Source organism: Nocardia tengchongensis (assembly GCF_054781395.1).
In genome coordinates this window covers 1,668,479-1,682,424 of sequence record NZ_BAAGUM010000006.1, presented here as the reverse complement: position 1 = coordinate 1,682,424, position 13,946 = coordinate 1,668,479, and the positions used below count along the sequence as shown (strand labels likewise).

General features: G+C 70.2%; 13 protein-coding genes. 12 read left to right on the top strand and 1 reads right to left on the bottom strand.

Features of this window, described 5'->3' with window-relative positions; genetic code table 11:
- Positions 1–43 precede the first annotated feature (43 nt).
- The 8 genes from ssd (at position 44) to ACYVKL_RS18700 (ending at position 5,467) form a co-directional block, all read left to right on the top strand.
- Positions 44–1,462 (top strand): septum site-determining protein Ssd, encoded by a 1,419-nt coding sequence (gene ssd / locus ACYVKL_RS18735; RefSeq protein WP_379164979.1) that lies wholly within the window; start codon positions 44–46, stop codon positions 1,460–1,462.
- Complete coding sequence (locus ACYVKL_RS18730) at positions 1,459–1,653, top strand: hypothetical protein (protein ID WP_379164977.1); 195 nt, start codon at positions 1,459–1,461, stop codon at positions 1,651–1,653. Before ssd ends, ACYVKL_RS18730 begins: the two co-directional genes overlap by 4 nt.
- The gene (locus ACYVKL_RS18725; protein ID WP_379164975.1) at positions 1,646–2,842 is read left to right on the top strand and encodes a TadA family conjugal transfer-associated ATPase; all 1,197 of its coding nucleotides are present in this window, start codon (positions 1,646–1,648) and stop codon (positions 2,840–2,842) included. Before ACYVKL_RS18730 ends, ACYVKL_RS18725 begins: the two co-directional genes overlap by 8 nt.
- Before the next feature lie 375 nt (positions 2,843–3,217).
- Positions 3,218–3,886: a hypothetical protein gene (locus ACYVKL_RS18720; protein ID WP_379164973.1), complete on the top strand. Its 669-nt coding sequence runs from the start codon at positions 3,218–3,220 to the stop codon at positions 3,884–3,886.
- Positions 3,883–4,479: a type II secretion system F family protein gene (locus ACYVKL_RS18715; protein WP_379164971.1), complete on the top strand. Its 597-nt coding sequence runs from the start codon at positions 3,883–3,885 to the stop codon at positions 4,477–4,479. Before ACYVKL_RS18720 ends, ACYVKL_RS18715 begins: the two co-directional genes overlap by 4 nt.
- Positions 4,480–4,554: 75 nt before the next feature.
- The gene (locus ACYVKL_RS18710; protein ID WP_246598591.1) at positions 4,555–4,749 is read left to right on the top strand and encodes a DUF4244 domain-containing protein; all 195 of its coding nucleotides are present in this window, start codon (positions 4,555–4,557) and stop codon (positions 4,747–4,749) included.
- 35 nt (positions 4,750–4,784) lie between these two features.
- The gene (locus ACYVKL_RS18705; RefSeq protein ID WP_379164969.1) at positions 4,785–5,099 is read left to right on the top strand and encodes a TadE family type IV pilus minor pilin; all 315 of its coding nucleotides are present in this window, start codon (positions 4,785–4,787) and stop codon (positions 5,097–5,099) included.
- Positions 5,096–5,467 (top strand): Rv3654c family TadE-like protein, encoded by a 372-nt coding sequence (locus tag ACYVKL_RS18700; RefSeq protein ID WP_379164967.1) that lies wholly within the window; start codon positions 5,096–5,098, stop codon positions 5,465–5,467. Before ACYVKL_RS18705 ends, ACYVKL_RS18700 begins: the two co-directional genes overlap by 4 nt.
- A 359-nt stretch (positions 5,468–5,826) precedes the next feature.
- On the opposite strand, the gene ACYVKL_RS18695 is transcribed toward ACYVKL_RS18700, so the two are convergent.
- On the bottom strand, positions 5,827–8,160 hold the full coding sequence (locus ACYVKL_RS18695) for a DEAD/DEAH box helicase (protein WP_379164965.1): 2,334 nt from the start codon (positions 8,158–8,160) through the stop codon (positions 5,827–5,829).
- A gap of 498 nt (positions 8,161–8,658) precedes the next feature.
- On the opposite strand from ACYVKL_RS18695, the gene ACYVKL_RS18690 reads away from it, so the two are divergent.
- The 4 genes from ACYVKL_RS18690 (at position 8,659) to ACYVKL_RS18675 (ending at position 13,915) form a co-directional block, all read left to right on the top strand.
- Positions 8,659–8,862, top strand: a complete 204-nt coding sequence (locus ACYVKL_RS18690; protein WP_029925108.1) for a cold-shock protein — start codon at positions 8,659–8,661, stop codon at positions 8,860–8,862.
- Between the two features lie 243 nt (positions 8,863–9,105).
- A complete protein-coding gene (topA, locus tag ACYVKL_RS18685; protein ID WP_379164963.1) occupies positions 9,106–12,090 on the top strand; it encodes a type I DNA topoisomerase in 2,985 nt (994 codons plus the stop codon).
- Between the two features lie 61 nt (positions 12,091–12,151).
- Positions 12,152–12,658, top strand: coding sequence for a DinB family protein (locus ACYVKL_RS18680; RefSeq protein WP_379164961.1), 507 nt, complete (start codon positions 12,152–12,154; stop codon positions 12,656–12,658).
- Positions 12,659–12,700: 42 nt separating this feature from the next.
- The gene (locus ACYVKL_RS18675; RefSeq protein WP_379164959.1) at positions 12,701–13,915 is read left to right on the top strand and encodes a DNA polymerase III subunit delta'; all 1,215 of its coding nucleotides are present in this window, start codon (positions 12,701–12,703) and stop codon (positions 13,913–13,915) included.
- The last annotated feature ends 31 nt before the right edge of the window (positions 13,916–13,946 follow it).

Here is a 13,946-nt window from a genome sequence, read left to right as displayed (position 1 = left end):
GGGCCGCTTTCGCCGGTGCGCCGAACGGTCGACGCTGACCTGCATGAACTCCGAAGCCGCCACCCCGCCGGCGCTCGCACTGGTCGCCGATCCCCATCTGCGCGACGAGATCCGGCGCATCGCCGCCGCGGCCGACCGCCCGCTCGACGAGCGCCGGCCACCGCCCAGCCGCCACGCCTGGACCGCCGCGTCCGTGATCATCCTCGACACCGCCGCCGCGCATAGCTGTGTATCCGCCGGCCACCCCCGCCGCCCCGGGATCCTCCTGGTTACCGACGGCGAGCCGAGTTTGCTCGACTGGCAGACCGCCACCGCGGCCGGCGCCGAACAGGTGCTGCCGCTCCCGTCCGCGGCCGACGCACTGATCGCCGCCTTCGCCGCCCACGACGGCCGCCGCCCCGGCGACGGCGCCGTCCTCGCGGTGGCCGGAGCGGGCGCCGGAGCCGGCGCGTCCGTCCTCGCCGCCGCCGTAGCCCTCACCGCCGCAGGCCGTTTCCGCGACCGCACCCTCCTGGTCGACTGCGCCCCCTACGGCGGCGGCCTCGACCTCCTCCTCGGTCTGGAGAAAGCCCCGGGCCTGCGGTGGCCGGACCTCACCATCGAACACGGCCGCGTCTCCGCCCCCGCACTGCACGCGGCACTGCCCACGGTCTCGGGACTGGCCGTGCTCTCGTGTGGACGGGGAACTCCCGCAAGGGAGTTCGATGCGGCGTTCGGAGTCGATGGTTCGCCGGCAGGAGAAGATGGCGGCGGACGCGGTACCCGATCGGCCGGCGCGGGAGGATGCGAAGCGGCCTCGGCAGGGCAACCAGGCGGGGCGGCCGACTGCGTGATCGACCGCGGCGGGGTGGCCGACGCGGCTGGAATCGGCGGTCCGGCAATGGAACTCGGTGACACCCTGAACGGGTTCCGTGCCGGCGACGGGCCCGACCGGCCACTGGCGCCGGTAGCGGTTCGCGCCGTCCTGGAGGGTGGCCGTGCCGCAGGTGATCTGGTGGTCGCGGATCTGTCCAGCGACCACGGCGCGCACACGGACGAGGTTCTCGACACGGCCGATCTCGTGGTGCTGGTGACCCAGGCTCGGTTGCGGTCGATCGCCTCGGCCGAGTCCGCCTCGGCGTACCTGAAGGCCCGAAATCCCCATGTGCGCTTGATCGTTCGCGGACCGGCTCCCGGCGGGCTCGCTCCCTCGGACATCGCCGAGGCCCTGGCACTGCCGCTGCTGAGCGCGGTCCCCTCCCAGCCCGGCCTCACCGAGCGCCTGGAGCGCGGCGGCCTCACCGTGCGCCGTCGCGGCCCCCTCCGCACCGCCGCCGAATCCGCCCTCACCGCCCTGTTCTCCGGCCACCCCGCCCCGGTCCGCGCTACCTGCCAACCCGGGCCTTCCTGGTGGAGCCTCGCCCGGGCGCGCGGCGCACACCGCACGCCGGAGCTGTCGCACCCCACCGGAGCCCGGCGATGACCGCCACCTCCGCCGCCCGGCCGTTCCGGCAGACCGCGGGTCTGGTCGGCGTCTGGCCGGACGTGGGTGGTTCACGTTCGGTGCGGGGCAGCTCCGGGCGCTCGACCCCAGCGCGATCGGCATACTGCCGCATCGGATCCGGGGCGGGCTGCCGGTGGCTCGTGGTCGACGTCGAGGTGCGCGATGAGTGAGCTGGTGACGGCCGAACTGCTGGAGCGGGTGCGGGAGCGCTTGGCCGAGGGCGCCGCCGATCCGGATCCCGCGCGGGTGGCCACGGCCATTCGGGCCGAGGCGGGCGGGGTGCTCGCGGACACGGATCTGCTGCGGGTGCTGCGGCTGCTGCAGACCGAGATGACGGGGGCGGGGGTGCTGGAGCCGTTGTTGCATGATCCGGAGGTGGCCGACGTGCTGGTCACCGGGCCGGATTCGGTGTGGGTGGATCGCGGGCGGGGGTTGCGGCGGACGGCGGTTCGATTTCCGGACGAAGCGGCGGTGCGCAGGCTGGCCCAGCGGCTGGCGCTGGCAGCCGGGCGCAGGCTGGACGACGCACAGCCGTGGGTGGACGGCCGGTTGCCCGGAAGCGGAGCGGCACAGGGGCATTCGTTCGGGGTGCGGCTGCACGCGGTGCTCGCTCCGATCGCGCACGGCGGGACCTGCCTGTCACTGCGTGTACTGCGGCCCGCCACGCAAGGACTGGATGCCCTGGCAGCGGCGGGCGCCGTGCACCCGGACGCGAAGTGTCTGCTGGAGCACATCATTCGAGCCCGCCTCGCCTTCCTGGTGGTCGGGGGAACCGGCGCCGGCAAGACGACCTTGCTGTCGAGCCTGCTGGCCGAGGTCGATCCGGCCGAGCGCATCGTCTGCGTGGAGGACGCCGCCGAGCTCGCACCGCCGCATCCGCATGTGGTCCGGCTGGTCGCCCGTCCCGCCAATGTCGAAGGCGCGGGCCAGGTCACCGTGCGCGACCTGGTGCGCCAGGCGCTCCGCATGCGTCCCGACCGGATCGTCGTCGGGGAGGTCAGGGGAGCCGAGGTGGTGGATCTGCTGACCGCCCTGAACACCGGGCACGACGGTGGGGCGGGCACCGTGCACGCGAATTCGCCCGGCGAGGTCCCGGCCCGGCTGGAGGCGCTGGCCGCGCTCGGCGGTATGCCCGCGGCCGCCCTGCACAGCCAGCTGGCGGCCGCCGTCCAAGTGATCCTGCACGTGCACCGGCGGCCCGACGGCGGTCGCGTGCTCCGTGAAATCGGCCTGGTCACCACCGATGGCGGCCGAGTGCGCTTCGTTCCCGCGTGGACAGCCGATGCCCGTCCCGCCCCGGCGGCTCCCGCCCTCCTGACACTGCTCGACGAAAGGACTCCCGATGCTTCCCGCCGATGAGAATTGCCACGGATCGTGTAGTTGCCCTGGGCCCCACGCGAATCCGAAGGTCAGGCTGACCAAGTCGTATCCGGTACCTGGAGGTGATCAACCGTGCTGCAGCCCTTTTCGGGCACACGGGTCACGATTCCCCGGGCTCGGGTTGGCGTGGCGAGCGACATGCGGTCGATGCAGTTCCACCGATTCGACTGGGGCCGAGTGTGATTCGTCCACGGCGCTGAGTGATGGTGACTGATGACCGCCGGTTCGAGCGCGGCCGCTCCAGTGGCATGCGTCGCGCTCGCTGTCCTCCTGCTGCCTCCTCCGATAGCTCGACGGCGGATGAGCCGCCTCTTCGCCCATGCCTGTGACGTCCGAAAAGTAGAGCCCCGCTGGATGATTGGGGCTATCCCGTTCATCGTGGGACCCCTGCTGTTGCTCGCGGGTCCGGGTCCGGTGCTGGCGGCCCTGCTGGTGGCAACGACCGCCTGGGTCCGCCATCGCCGGACGCGGCGGGCGCGGCTGCGGACCGCCGCCACGGCGCAGCTGCTGGAGGGTTTGGAGGCGGTGATCGGGGAGCTGCGCATTGGCGCGCATCCGAGCGCCGCGGCCGCGGTGGCCGCCGCCGAGACCGAGGGTGAGGCGTCCCGGGCCTTCGCCGTGAGCGCGGCGCGCAGCCGATTGGGCGGCTCGGGCGCGGAGGGCCTGCGGTGCCCCGACTCGGTGGTGGCGCGGGAGCTGTCCGGAGTGGCCGGGGCCTGGCGGGTGGCGGAGCGACACGGTCTCGCCCTGGCCGAGCTGCTGACGGCCGCGCGACTGGATCTGCTGGGCCGCAAGCGCTTCCGGGATCGCACCGCCGCGGCCTTGGCGGGAGCCAGGGCGACGGCGCTGGTGCTGGCCTTGCTGCCGGTGCTCGGTATCGGGCTCGGCCAGCTGATGGGCGCGGCCCCGCTGCACGTGCTGTTCGTGTCCCCGGCGGGAACGGCCCTGCTGCCGTTGGGTTCCGCGCTCACCTGCGCCGGCCTGCTGTGGTCCGACGCCATCGCGGACAAGGCACTGCGATGACCGCGGCCGCCGCGGTCCTCGCCGCAGTCGCGTTGGTGATCCTGCCGGGCCGCGTCGGGGCGGTGCGCAGGCTCCGCCGGTTGCACGATTCGGCGCACCGCGATGTGTCACCGCTGCAGGCATTCCCGGCACAGCTGGACGCGCTGGGCGTCGCCTCGGCGCTGGACCTGCTCGCAGCCTGCCTGCGCGCCGGCTTGCCCACCGCCCGGGCGGCGGCCGCGGTCGCCGTCGAGGCGCCGGAGCCCTTGGCCTCAGCCCTGTTCCGGGCGTCGGATCTGCTGATGCTGGGCGCTGATCCGGCGAGCGCCTGGGCGCAGGCCACCGCAGGAGTCGCCGACGACTCGGTGACCGCGCTGGCCCGGATGGCCCGCCGCTCGGCGCGCTCGGGGACCGGATTGGCCACCGCCGTCGCCGAATTGGCCGAGCGCCGCCGCGGCGAGCTCGAGGATGCCGCCGCCGCACGGGCCGAGCGGGCCGGAGTACTGATCGGCGGTCCGCTCGGCCTCTGCTTCCTGCCCGCCTTTCTGTGCCTGGGCATCGTCCCGGTGGTGCTGGGCCTGGCGGGCCGGGTCCTGGACGGCGGCCTGCTGTGACCGAGAACCGCACCGGCGCGGATCCGCCGCGCCGGACCGAGGAAGGGAGTGACCGTGGGAACGAGCGTCCGACACCTGTGCTGGGAGCTGCGGGCCAGACTGCTGCACGCCCTGACCGCCGACTCCGGCATGAGCACCGCGGAGTACGCGATCGGCACGATCGCGGCGGCGGCCTTCGGGGCGGTGCTGTACACGGTGGTGACCGGGAACAGCATCGTGAACGCCCTGACGGCCATCATCGACCGGGCCCTGAAGACTCCCGTCAAGTGACGTATGACACACCACCTGATCATGCCGAGGCGGGTATGGCGACCGTTGAGGCCGCCATTGCGCTGGCCGCGCTGGTCGCGGTACTGGTCCTCGCGGTCGGCGCGCTGCTGGCGGTATCGGCGCAGGTGCGTTGTGTCGATGCCGCCCGCGAGGCGGCCCGGCTCGCGGCGCGGGGCGAGACCGAGTCGGCGGTCGCCACGGCCCACCAGGTGGCGCCGCCGGGTGCGCGGGTCGCCATCCACCTGGAAGGGGATCTGGTCGTCGCCGAAGTCACCGCCCGGGCCGCGCTGGTTCCGATCACGCTGCGCGCGGCGGCGGTCGCGGCGCAGGAACCGGGGGAGTCGCGATGAGACGCCTGGCGGGGCCCGGCACTGCGCGGGAGGAGGGCGGGGTGACGGTGGCCGCGTGCCTGGCGCTGATCAGTGTGTTCGCGGTGACCGTCTTGCTCGCCCAGGTCGGGGTGGCGGTGGCGGCCCGGCATCGGGTGCGGGCCGCCGCGGATCTGAGCGCACTGGCGGCGGCCGCCGCGCTGGACGGCGGTGCGGCGGGCGCGTGCCGCCGGGCCGCGGATATCGCGAGCCGGATGGGTGTCCGGTCTGCCGGATGTGAGGTGCGGGGGTGGGACGTGACGGTGACGGTCGCCGGGCGGGTCTCGCTAGGGCCGTTAGGGGATCGGGAAGTCCGGGCGGCGGCCCGGGCGGGCCCGGTGGATGACTAGGGGTTGCGAGGGGATATCTCGTACCGAGCGGTTGGTAAGAATGGTGATGGCGCGGGCCACATCAGTGGTCGATCAATGTCGAAATTCGATGAATGGCATAGGCGAATTGATTGGGCCTCGAACGCTTTCCTATTCGCGCCCCGAGACTCATTCGAATGAATGCACTGGTAAATCCCGGAGTGACATATTCGAGTGGAGCAACCCCTCAGTTAACAGGATCACATCCCTTTTTAATCGACTTGACCCCTCGGCGTGTCGCCGCCACCCTCCAGCATCCGGATTCCACCCGATATCTACCAGTTGACAGGCCCAACCGGTTGGTCGGGTGGCGGTGCGATATCGCCGCGGCGACGGCGGCGTCACGGTTCGGGACTGTCGCCGTCACCTTCGCCCAGATCGGCCAATACCGCCCGCAATAAGCGGGCCGCCCCGGCCTTGTCCAGGGGGTTGTTGCCGTTCCCGCACTTGGGTGACTGCACGCAGGACGGGCAGCCGCTCAGGCAGGCGCAGGAGTCGATGGCCCCCAGCGTGGCGGCCAGCCAGTGCCGCAGTCGCTGGAAGCCGCGCTCGGCGAAACCGGCACCGCCGGGATGTCCGTCGTAGACGAAAACTGTGGGCAGGCCGGTGTCGGCATGTTCAGCCGTCGACACGCCGCCGATGTCCCATCGATCGCAGGTCGCGACCAACGGCAGCATGCCGATGGCGGCGTGCTCGGCCGCGTGCAGGGCGCCCCCGGCGTGTCGCGCGTCGATTCCGGCTCTGACCAGCAGCTCCGGCGTGACCGTGTAGTACACGGCCCGGGTCGGCAGGGTTTGGGCGGGCAGGTCCAGCGGAATCATGTCCAGCACCTCGCCGCTGGGCAGTCTGCGCAGGTAGCCGACCACCTGCCGGGTGACCAGCACCTGGGCCAGACCCGTGGTGACCGAGCCGTGCCGGTGCTCCTCGGTGACCGCCTCGATCTCCAAAGACGTGACCGCCCGCGCGCTGGTGTTCCACCCTGGCGTGTCGGCGTGCACGAGCGCCACGCCGTCCTCCAGGTCCAGCTCGTCGACCACATAACTCTCGCCCTGGTGCAGGTGCACCGCGCCCGGGTGCAGGGTGGCGGGAGCGCGTCCGGCGTCGGTGGTGCCGAGCATGCGGCCCGACTCGACGTCCACCACCGCGATCGCGGTTCCGATGCCGCCGCGCACGTCCACCGCGTCGTGCGGGTGCGCGTCGGCGGTTACGAACCACCGTGCCGACCCGTCCCGAGCCACCCCGGCGCGCCGCCGGATCAGACCCTGTTCGGCCAGGTCGGACAGCAGTTCCCAGGCTTGGAAGGCGTGTACTTCGGCATCGCTGAGCGGCTGTTCCAGGGCCGCGCACAGCAGGTGCGGGCCGAGCACGTACGGATTGTGCGGGTCGGTGATGGTCGCTTCCAGCGGGCGTCCGAGCAGGGCTTCCGGGTGGTGCACGAGGTAGGTGTCCAGCGGGTCGTCACGGGCGATGAGCAGCACCAGCGAGCCCTGGGTGCGTCGTCCGGCGCGCCCGGCCTGCTGCCAGAACGAGGCGACCGTCCCCGGGTATCCCGCTACCACGACGGCGTCCAATCCGGCGATGTCCACGCCCAGTTCCAGGGCATTCGTGGTGGCAGCGCCCAGTAGCGTGCCCTCCGACAGGGCCGTTTCCAGGGCGCGCCGATCCTCGGCCAGATAGCCGGCCCGATAGGCCGCGACACGCCCGGGAAGTCCGGCGTCCACATCGGCCAGCAGCCGCCGGGTGTCCATGGCGATCAGTTCCGCGCCGCGCCGGGAGCGCACGAAGGTCAGGGTGCGGGCGCCCTCGGCGACCAGATCGGCCATCACCGTGGCGGCCTCGGCCCCGGCCGAACGACGCAGGGCCGCACCGTTTTCCCCGGTCAAGCCGCTGCCGAGGAGCGGTGGCTCCCACAGCGCCACGGTCCGCGCGCCCTGCGGCGACCCGTCGTCGGTGACCGCGACACACGGTGCGCCGATCAGTTTCTCGGCGGTGGCGGCGGGGTCGGCGGCGGTCGCCGAGCACAGCACGAAGACCGGATCCGCCCCGTACCGCTCGGCGAGTCGCCGGAGCCGGCGCAGCACCAGGGCCACGTGCGACCCGAAAACGCCGCGGTAGATATGGCATTCGTCGACCACGATGTATTTGAGCTGCCGAAACAGCCGAGCCCAGCGCTGATGCGACCGCAGCATCCCGACGTGCAGCATGTCCGGATTGGTGAAGACCCAGCGTGCGTGCGCCCGGACCCACTGCCGGATCTCCGCCGGCGTGTCCCCGTCGTAGGGGGCGGGATGGATGCCGCGCAGTGGATCTTCGCTGGTCAGCTCGTTGACCATGCGGAGCTGGTCGGCGCCGAGGGCTTTGGTGGGCGCGAGATAGAGGGCGGTGGCCCGGGGGTCGGCCTGCAGCGCGGTCAGCACCGGGAGCTGGTATGCCAGCGACTTTCCGGACGCCGTTCCGGTCGACACCACCACGTGCCGACCCGCCGCGGCGAGGTCCGCGGCCCGGCTCTGGTGGCTCCAGGGCTCCGCGACTCCGGTCGCCTGAACTGCGGCGATGACGTCGGGAGAGGTCCATTCAGGCCATTTCGTGACCTGCGCCGCGCGGGGCGGCAGCTCGGTGACGTGAGTGAGCCGGGAGTCGCCTGAAACAGAGCCGTTTAGGACACGATTCAGCAACGATCTCCCGTAGCTGATGTCGCTGTTGTCTCCGGATCGTCGCGCCGGATCTCCGTCATTCACCGCAGCGCCATCGCGACACGCCGAAGGGGTGCGAAAGGTGTGTGCGTCCGCCGCTCTACCTGCCATTTCACTACAGGGTAGCGACCTGCCTCACACCCCGTTTGCCAGATGCTCGCTCTGTTATCCGGAAGCAAACCAACTTCAAGTACAGATTTGGGCATTATGCCCCTCACCTGCGCATTCGCAAGATCAACTTTTTTGCAAATTGTGGGTAACTCCGCTGTTGAATTGCCCGAAGACATGGTTCACTGGTCCCTGGTCGCAAGCTTCTGTGTTCGAGGGAACGGATCTAAAGTCCAAACCATCAGCAGGATCGATGTTGCGAACGGTGTACTAGGTGCTTTCCTGCAGGGGGAACAGAGTACAGCGGTCTCAACGGACCCGGTGGATGAACCTACTTGTCCGCCGTTCCGGTATGGAAAGAGAAGGAACAGAATGGCACAGGGAACTGTGAAGTGGTTCAACGCGGAGAAGGGGTTCGGCTTCATCGCGCCCGAGGACGGCTCCGCTGACGTCTTCGTCCACTACTCCGAGATCCAGGGGTCGGGCTTCCGCACCCTCGAGGAGAACCAGAAGGTCGAGTTCGAGGTTGGTCAGGGCACCAAGGGCCCGCAGGCCACCGGTGTTCGCGCGCTCTGAGCGAGCCAACCCCTAAGGTTCCGTCCCCCATCGCCCCCCGGCGGTGGGGGACGACCCATATCTGGACCCATTACACTCGATCACGATCAGGGGCTACATCGTCGCCGCGCACCAGCCGCGGCCTTTGAACACGGTATAAACGTTGCTGGCAGCGATATCGGACATCGCAGCCGCTTTGCCCCAGCCGCGTAGAGCGCGTTCCCCAAGCTCCGGCGCGGATCGAGACGAAAGGTGTGTTCGCCGGTGGCAACACGAGACCGCGGTGCAGCGCCGAACCCCGAGGCAGCGCCCGACCAGGGCCGCTCCCTGCGTCGTCTCGTGATCGTCGAGTCGCCGACGAAGGCCAAGAAGATCGCGCCGTATCTGGGCCGCGGTTATGTGGTGGAGGCGTCGGTCGGCCACATTCGGGACCTGCCGCGTGGCGCGGCGGATGTGCCCGCCAAATACAAAGGACAGCAGTGGGCGCGACTCGGCGTCGATGTCGATCACGACTTCGAGGCCATCTATGTCGTCAGCCCGGAAAAGAAGGGGAAGGTCAGTGAGCTGAAGAGCCTGCTGGCCGACGCCGACGAGCTCTATCTCGCCACCGACCCCGACCGCGAGGGCGAGGCCATCGCCTGGCATCTGCTGGAAACCCTGAAGCCCAAGGTGCCGGTGCGGCGCATGGTCTTCCACGAGATCACCGAGTCCGCCATTCGCGCGGCCGCCGCCGATACCCGTGAGCTGGACAAGGATCTGGTCGACGCGCAGGAGACGCGGCGCATCCTGGACCGGCTCTACGGCTACGAAGTGTCGCCGGTGCTGTGGAAGAAGGTCATGCCGCGTTTGTCGGCGGGCCGCGTGCAGTCGGTGGCGACGCGCGTCATCGTGCAGCGGGAGCGGGAGCGCATGGCGTTCCGGTCCGCGGAGTACTGGGACATCGCGGCCAAGCTCGACGCCGGCGGGAAAGAAGACGGTGGGAATCCGCGGGTCTTCGGCGCGCGCCTGGTCACCGTCGACGGTTTGCGCGTCGCGTCCGGTCGCGATTTCGGATCCGACGGGCAGCTGAAGTCGCAGGCCGCCGACGGTTCCGCACCGACCGTTCGGGTTCTGCGGGCCGCCGACGCCCAGCATCTGGCCGAGTCGCTGCACGGCGTGAATCTCGCCGTCACCTCGGTGGAGTCCAAGCCGTACACGCGAAAGCCGTACGCGCCGTTCATGACCTCGACGCTGCAGCAGGAGGCGGCCCGCAAGCTGCGTTTCACCTCCGAGCGCACCATGCGGGTGGCGCAGCGGTTGTACGAGAACGGCTACATCACCTACATGCGTACCGACTCGACGACCTTGTCGGAGTCGGCGATTCAGGCGGCGCGGTCGCAGGCCACCCAGCTGTACGGCGCGGAGTACGTGAGCCCCACGCCGCGGCAGTACACCCGCAAGGTCAAGAACGCGCAGGAAGCACACGAGGCGATTCGTCCCGCGGGTGACACCTTCGCCACCCCGGGCCAGCTGCACAACAAGGTCGACAACGACGAATTCCGTTTGTACGAGCTGATCTGGCAGCGCACCGTGGCCTCGCAGATGCAGGACGCGCGCGGCACCACGCTGACGGTCCGCATCACCGGTGTCGCGAATTCCGGTGAGGAGTGCGTGTTCTCGGCGTCGGGCCGGACCATCACCTTCGCGGGTTTCCTCAAGGCGTACGTGGAGAGTGTCGACGAGGAGGCGGGCGGCCAGTCCGATGACGCCGAATCGCGGCTGCCGGCGCTGACCGAGGGCCAGGGCGTCACCGCCATCGAGCTGCTGCCGGACGGGCACACCACCAATCCGCCCGCGCGTTTCACCGAAGCCTCGCTGATCAAGGCGCTGGAAGACCTCGGCATCGGCCGTCCGTCGACCTACTCCTCGATCATCAAGACGATCCTGGATCGCGGGTACGTGTACAAGCGCGGTAGTGCGCTGGTGCCGTCCTGGGTGGCGTTCGCGGTGATCGGGCTGCTGGAGGTGCACTTCGGGCGGCTGGTGGACTTCGACTTCACCGCGGCCATGGAGGACGACCTCGACGCCATCGCCGGCGGTCGCGAACAGCGCGGAAACTGGTTGTCCTCCTTCTATTTCGGTGGCGATCACGGCGCGCAGGGTTCGGTCGCGCGCGAGGGCGGCCTGAAAAAGATGGTGGGCGAACGACTCGACGGCATCGACGCGCGAGAAGTCAACTCCATCAAGCTCTTTGCCGACGACGAGGGCCGCGACGTGGTGGTCCGGGTCGGCAAGTTCGGGCCGTACCTGGAGCGCATGGTCGTCAATCCCGATGACCCGGACGGGGATCCGGTTTCGCAGCGCGCCAACCTGCCCGACGATCTGCCGCCGGACGAGCTGACCCCGGAGGTCGCCGAGAAGCTGTTCGCGACTCCGCAGGACGGTCGTTCGCTGGGTACCGATCCGGTGTCCGGGCACGAAATCGTCGCCAAGGAAGGACGTTTCGGCCCGTACGTCACCGAGGTGCTGCCGGAGCCGACCGAGGACGCGGACGCCGCCGCGAAGAAGACCAAGAAGGCGGCCGACAAGCCGAAGCCGCGCACCGGATCGCTGTTCAAGTCCATGAGCGTGGAGACGGTGACGCTCGAGGAGGCGTTGCAGCTGCTGTCGCTGCCGCGCGTGGTCGGTGTCGACCCGACGTCGGGCGACGAGATCACCGCGCAGAACGGGCGCTACGGGCCGTACCTGAAGAAGGGCACGGATTCGCGCTCGCTCACCGGCGAGGACCAGATCTTCACGGTGACACTGGAGGACGCGCTCAAGATCTACGCCGAGCCCAAGCGGCGCGGCGGGCAGGCGGCGAGCGCGCCGCCGCTTCGTGAGCTGGGTGTGGACCCGGTGTCGGAGAAGCCGATGGTGATCAAGGACGGGCGTTTCGGCCCGTACGTCACCGACGGCGAGACCAATGCCAGCCTGCGCAAGGGCGACGAGGTCGAATCCATCACCGACGCGCGGGCTTCGGAGCTGCTGGCGGACCGGCGGGCGCGCGGCCCGGTGAAGAAGGCCGCGAAGAAGACGGCCAAGAAGGCGGCGGCGAAGAAGACCCCGGCCAAGAAGACCGCGGTGGCCAAGACCGTGGTCAAGAAGGCGGCCGCGAAGAAGGCGGCGGCCAAGACAGCCGACGGTGTCACGACCAAGAAGGCCGCGGCGGCGAAGAAGACGCCGGCCAAGAAGGCCGCGACGAAGAGCGCCGCGCCCGCGCAATCCTGATGGTTGTCGGTTCCCTGCCGTAGCGTGCTGTCCGGAACACGCACCAGCGGAAGGGCATTCGATGACGATCGAGCACGAGCGTGAAGAACTGATCAAGGTTCTCGCCGGCCAGCGTGAGCTGTTCCGGATCACGGTCCGGGGTATCGACGACGAGCAGGCGCGCCAGCGCACCACGGTCAGTGAACTCACCCTCGGCGGTCTGCTCAGTCATTGCGTGAATACCGAGCGGCACTGGACGACCGTCCTGGCCGAGCGGGACCCGAACTCCGAATTCGATGTCTCCCGAATGGATTCGGAGTATCGGCTGGACCCGGATCAGACGGTCGCGGGTCTGCTCGCCGAGTGGGACGTGGTGGCCGAGCACACCGCGAAGCTGATCCGTGAGCTGCCGAACCTCGAGGATGCGGTGCCGACGCCGACCGCCCCGTGGGCGCCGGAGCGCGTGTGGCTGACCGTGCGCTACATCCTGCTGCACATTCTCCGGGAGATCGCGCATCACTCCGGGCACGCGGACATCATCCGCGAGGCCTTGGACGGTGCGAACACGACATATCAGCGCGCGAACTGACTGTCGGCGGAGCTGTCGGGGCCGGCGGCTAAGGTGGTCGGCGTGGCGGGTGTCTTCGATCGGCTGGTCGGCCAGGGTGCGGTCGAGTCCGAGTTGACGGCTGCGGCGGTGGCGGCCCGGGACGGGGCCGGATCGTCGTCGGCCATGACGCATTCCTGGTTGTTCACCGGTCCGCCCGGTTCCGGGCGGTCGGTGGCGGCGCTGTGTTTCGCGGCGGCCCTACAATGCACCGACGCCGGGTCGCCCGGCTGCGGTCGCTGTCACGCCTGTACCACCACCATGGCCGGAACCCACGGTGACGTGCGCCGGGTGGTGCCCGAGGGGTTGAGCATCGGCACCAAGGAGATGCGCGAGATCGTGCAGGTGGCGTCCCGTCGCCCGAGTACCGGCCGCTGGCAGGTCGTGGTGGTGGAGGACGCCGACCGGTTGACCGAGGCCGCGGGCAATGTGCTGCTCAAGGTGGTCGAGGAGCCGCCGGCACGGACCGTCTTCCTGCTCTGTGCGCCTTCGGTGGATCCGGAGGACATCTCGGTGACGCTGCGATCCCGTTGCCGCCACGTGCATTTGGCGACGCCGTCGGTGGAATCGATCGCCAGGGTGCTGCGTGAGCGGGACGGGCTGGACGACAAGGTCGCCGGGTGGGCGGCGTCGGTGAGCGGCGGTCACGTCGGCCGCGCCCGGCGGCTGGCCACCGATGACGACGCCCGCGCCCGCCGGCGCCGGGCCCTGGCCCTGGTCGCGGCGACCGCTCGCCCCGCCCAGGCCTATGCGGCCGCCGACGAGCTGGTGAAGTCCGCCGACGACGAGGCCAAACTGGTCAGCGCCGACCGCGACGAGAAGGAACGCGACGCCCTGGCCACCGCGCTCGGCGCGGGCGGCACCGGCAAGGGCACCGCCTCGGCGACCCGCGGTTCCGCCGGAGCGTTGAAAGACCTGGAGAAACGCCAGAAGTCTCGTGCCACCCGCACCGGCCGCGACGCCCTGGACCGTTCCCTTATCGATGTGGCGGGCCTCTACCGCGACGCCCTGGCCGTCCGTTTCGGCGCGGCCGCCGCCGATTCTTCGTCCGGCGTCACCCTCACCCACCCCGATATGTCCGACCAGATCCGCGAACTCGCCACCGACGTCCGCCCCGAAGGTCTGCTCCTCTCCATCCAGGCCGTCCTCGACTGCCGCGAGGCTCTCGAGACCAATGTGAAGCCCCGCTTCGCCCTCGCCGCCATGGTCGCGGCCCTGATGGCAGCCCGTTCCGCCTGACCGCCCAGTGTCATTGGTCACCGTGAACACA

Bases quoted from the DNA above. Each gene is read 5' to 3' on its own strand.
- ssd (WP_379164979.1), top strand. From the start codon at position 44: ATGAACTCCGAAGCCGCCACCCCGCCGGCGCTCGCACTGGTCGCCGAT.
- ACYVKL_RS18730 (WP_379164977.1), top strand. From the start codon at position 1,459: ATGACCGCCACCTCCGCCGCCCGGCCGTTCCGGCAGACCGCGGGTCTG.
- ACYVKL_RS18725 (WP_379164975.1), top strand. From the start codon at position 1,646: ATGAGTGAGCTGGTGACGGCCGAACTGCTGGAGCGGGTGCGGGAGCGC.
- ACYVKL_RS18720 (WP_379164973.1), top strand. From the start codon at position 3,218: ATGATTGGGGCTATCCCGTTCATCGTGGGACCCCTGCTGTTGCTCGCG.
- ACYVKL_RS18715 (WP_379164971.1), top strand. From the start codon at position 3,883: ATGACCGCGGCCGCCGCGGTCCTCGCCGCAGTCGCGTTGGTGATCCTG.
- ACYVKL_RS18705 (WP_379164969.1), top strand. From the start codon at position 4,785: ATGGCGACCGTTGAGGCCGCCATTGCGCTGGCCGCGCTGGTCGCGGTA.
- ACYVKL_RS18700 (WP_379164967.1), top strand. From the start codon at position 5,096: ATGAGACGCCTGGCGGGGCCCGGCACTGCGCGGGAGGAGGGCGGGGTG.
- ACYVKL_RS18690 (WP_029925108.1), top strand. From the start codon at position 8,659: ATGGCACAGGGAACTGTGAAGTGGTTCAACGCGGAGAAGGGGTTCGGC.
- ACYVKL_RS18680 (WP_379164961.1), top strand. From the start codon at position 12,152: ATGACGATCGAGCACGAGCGTGAAGAACTGATCAAGGTTCTCGCCGGC.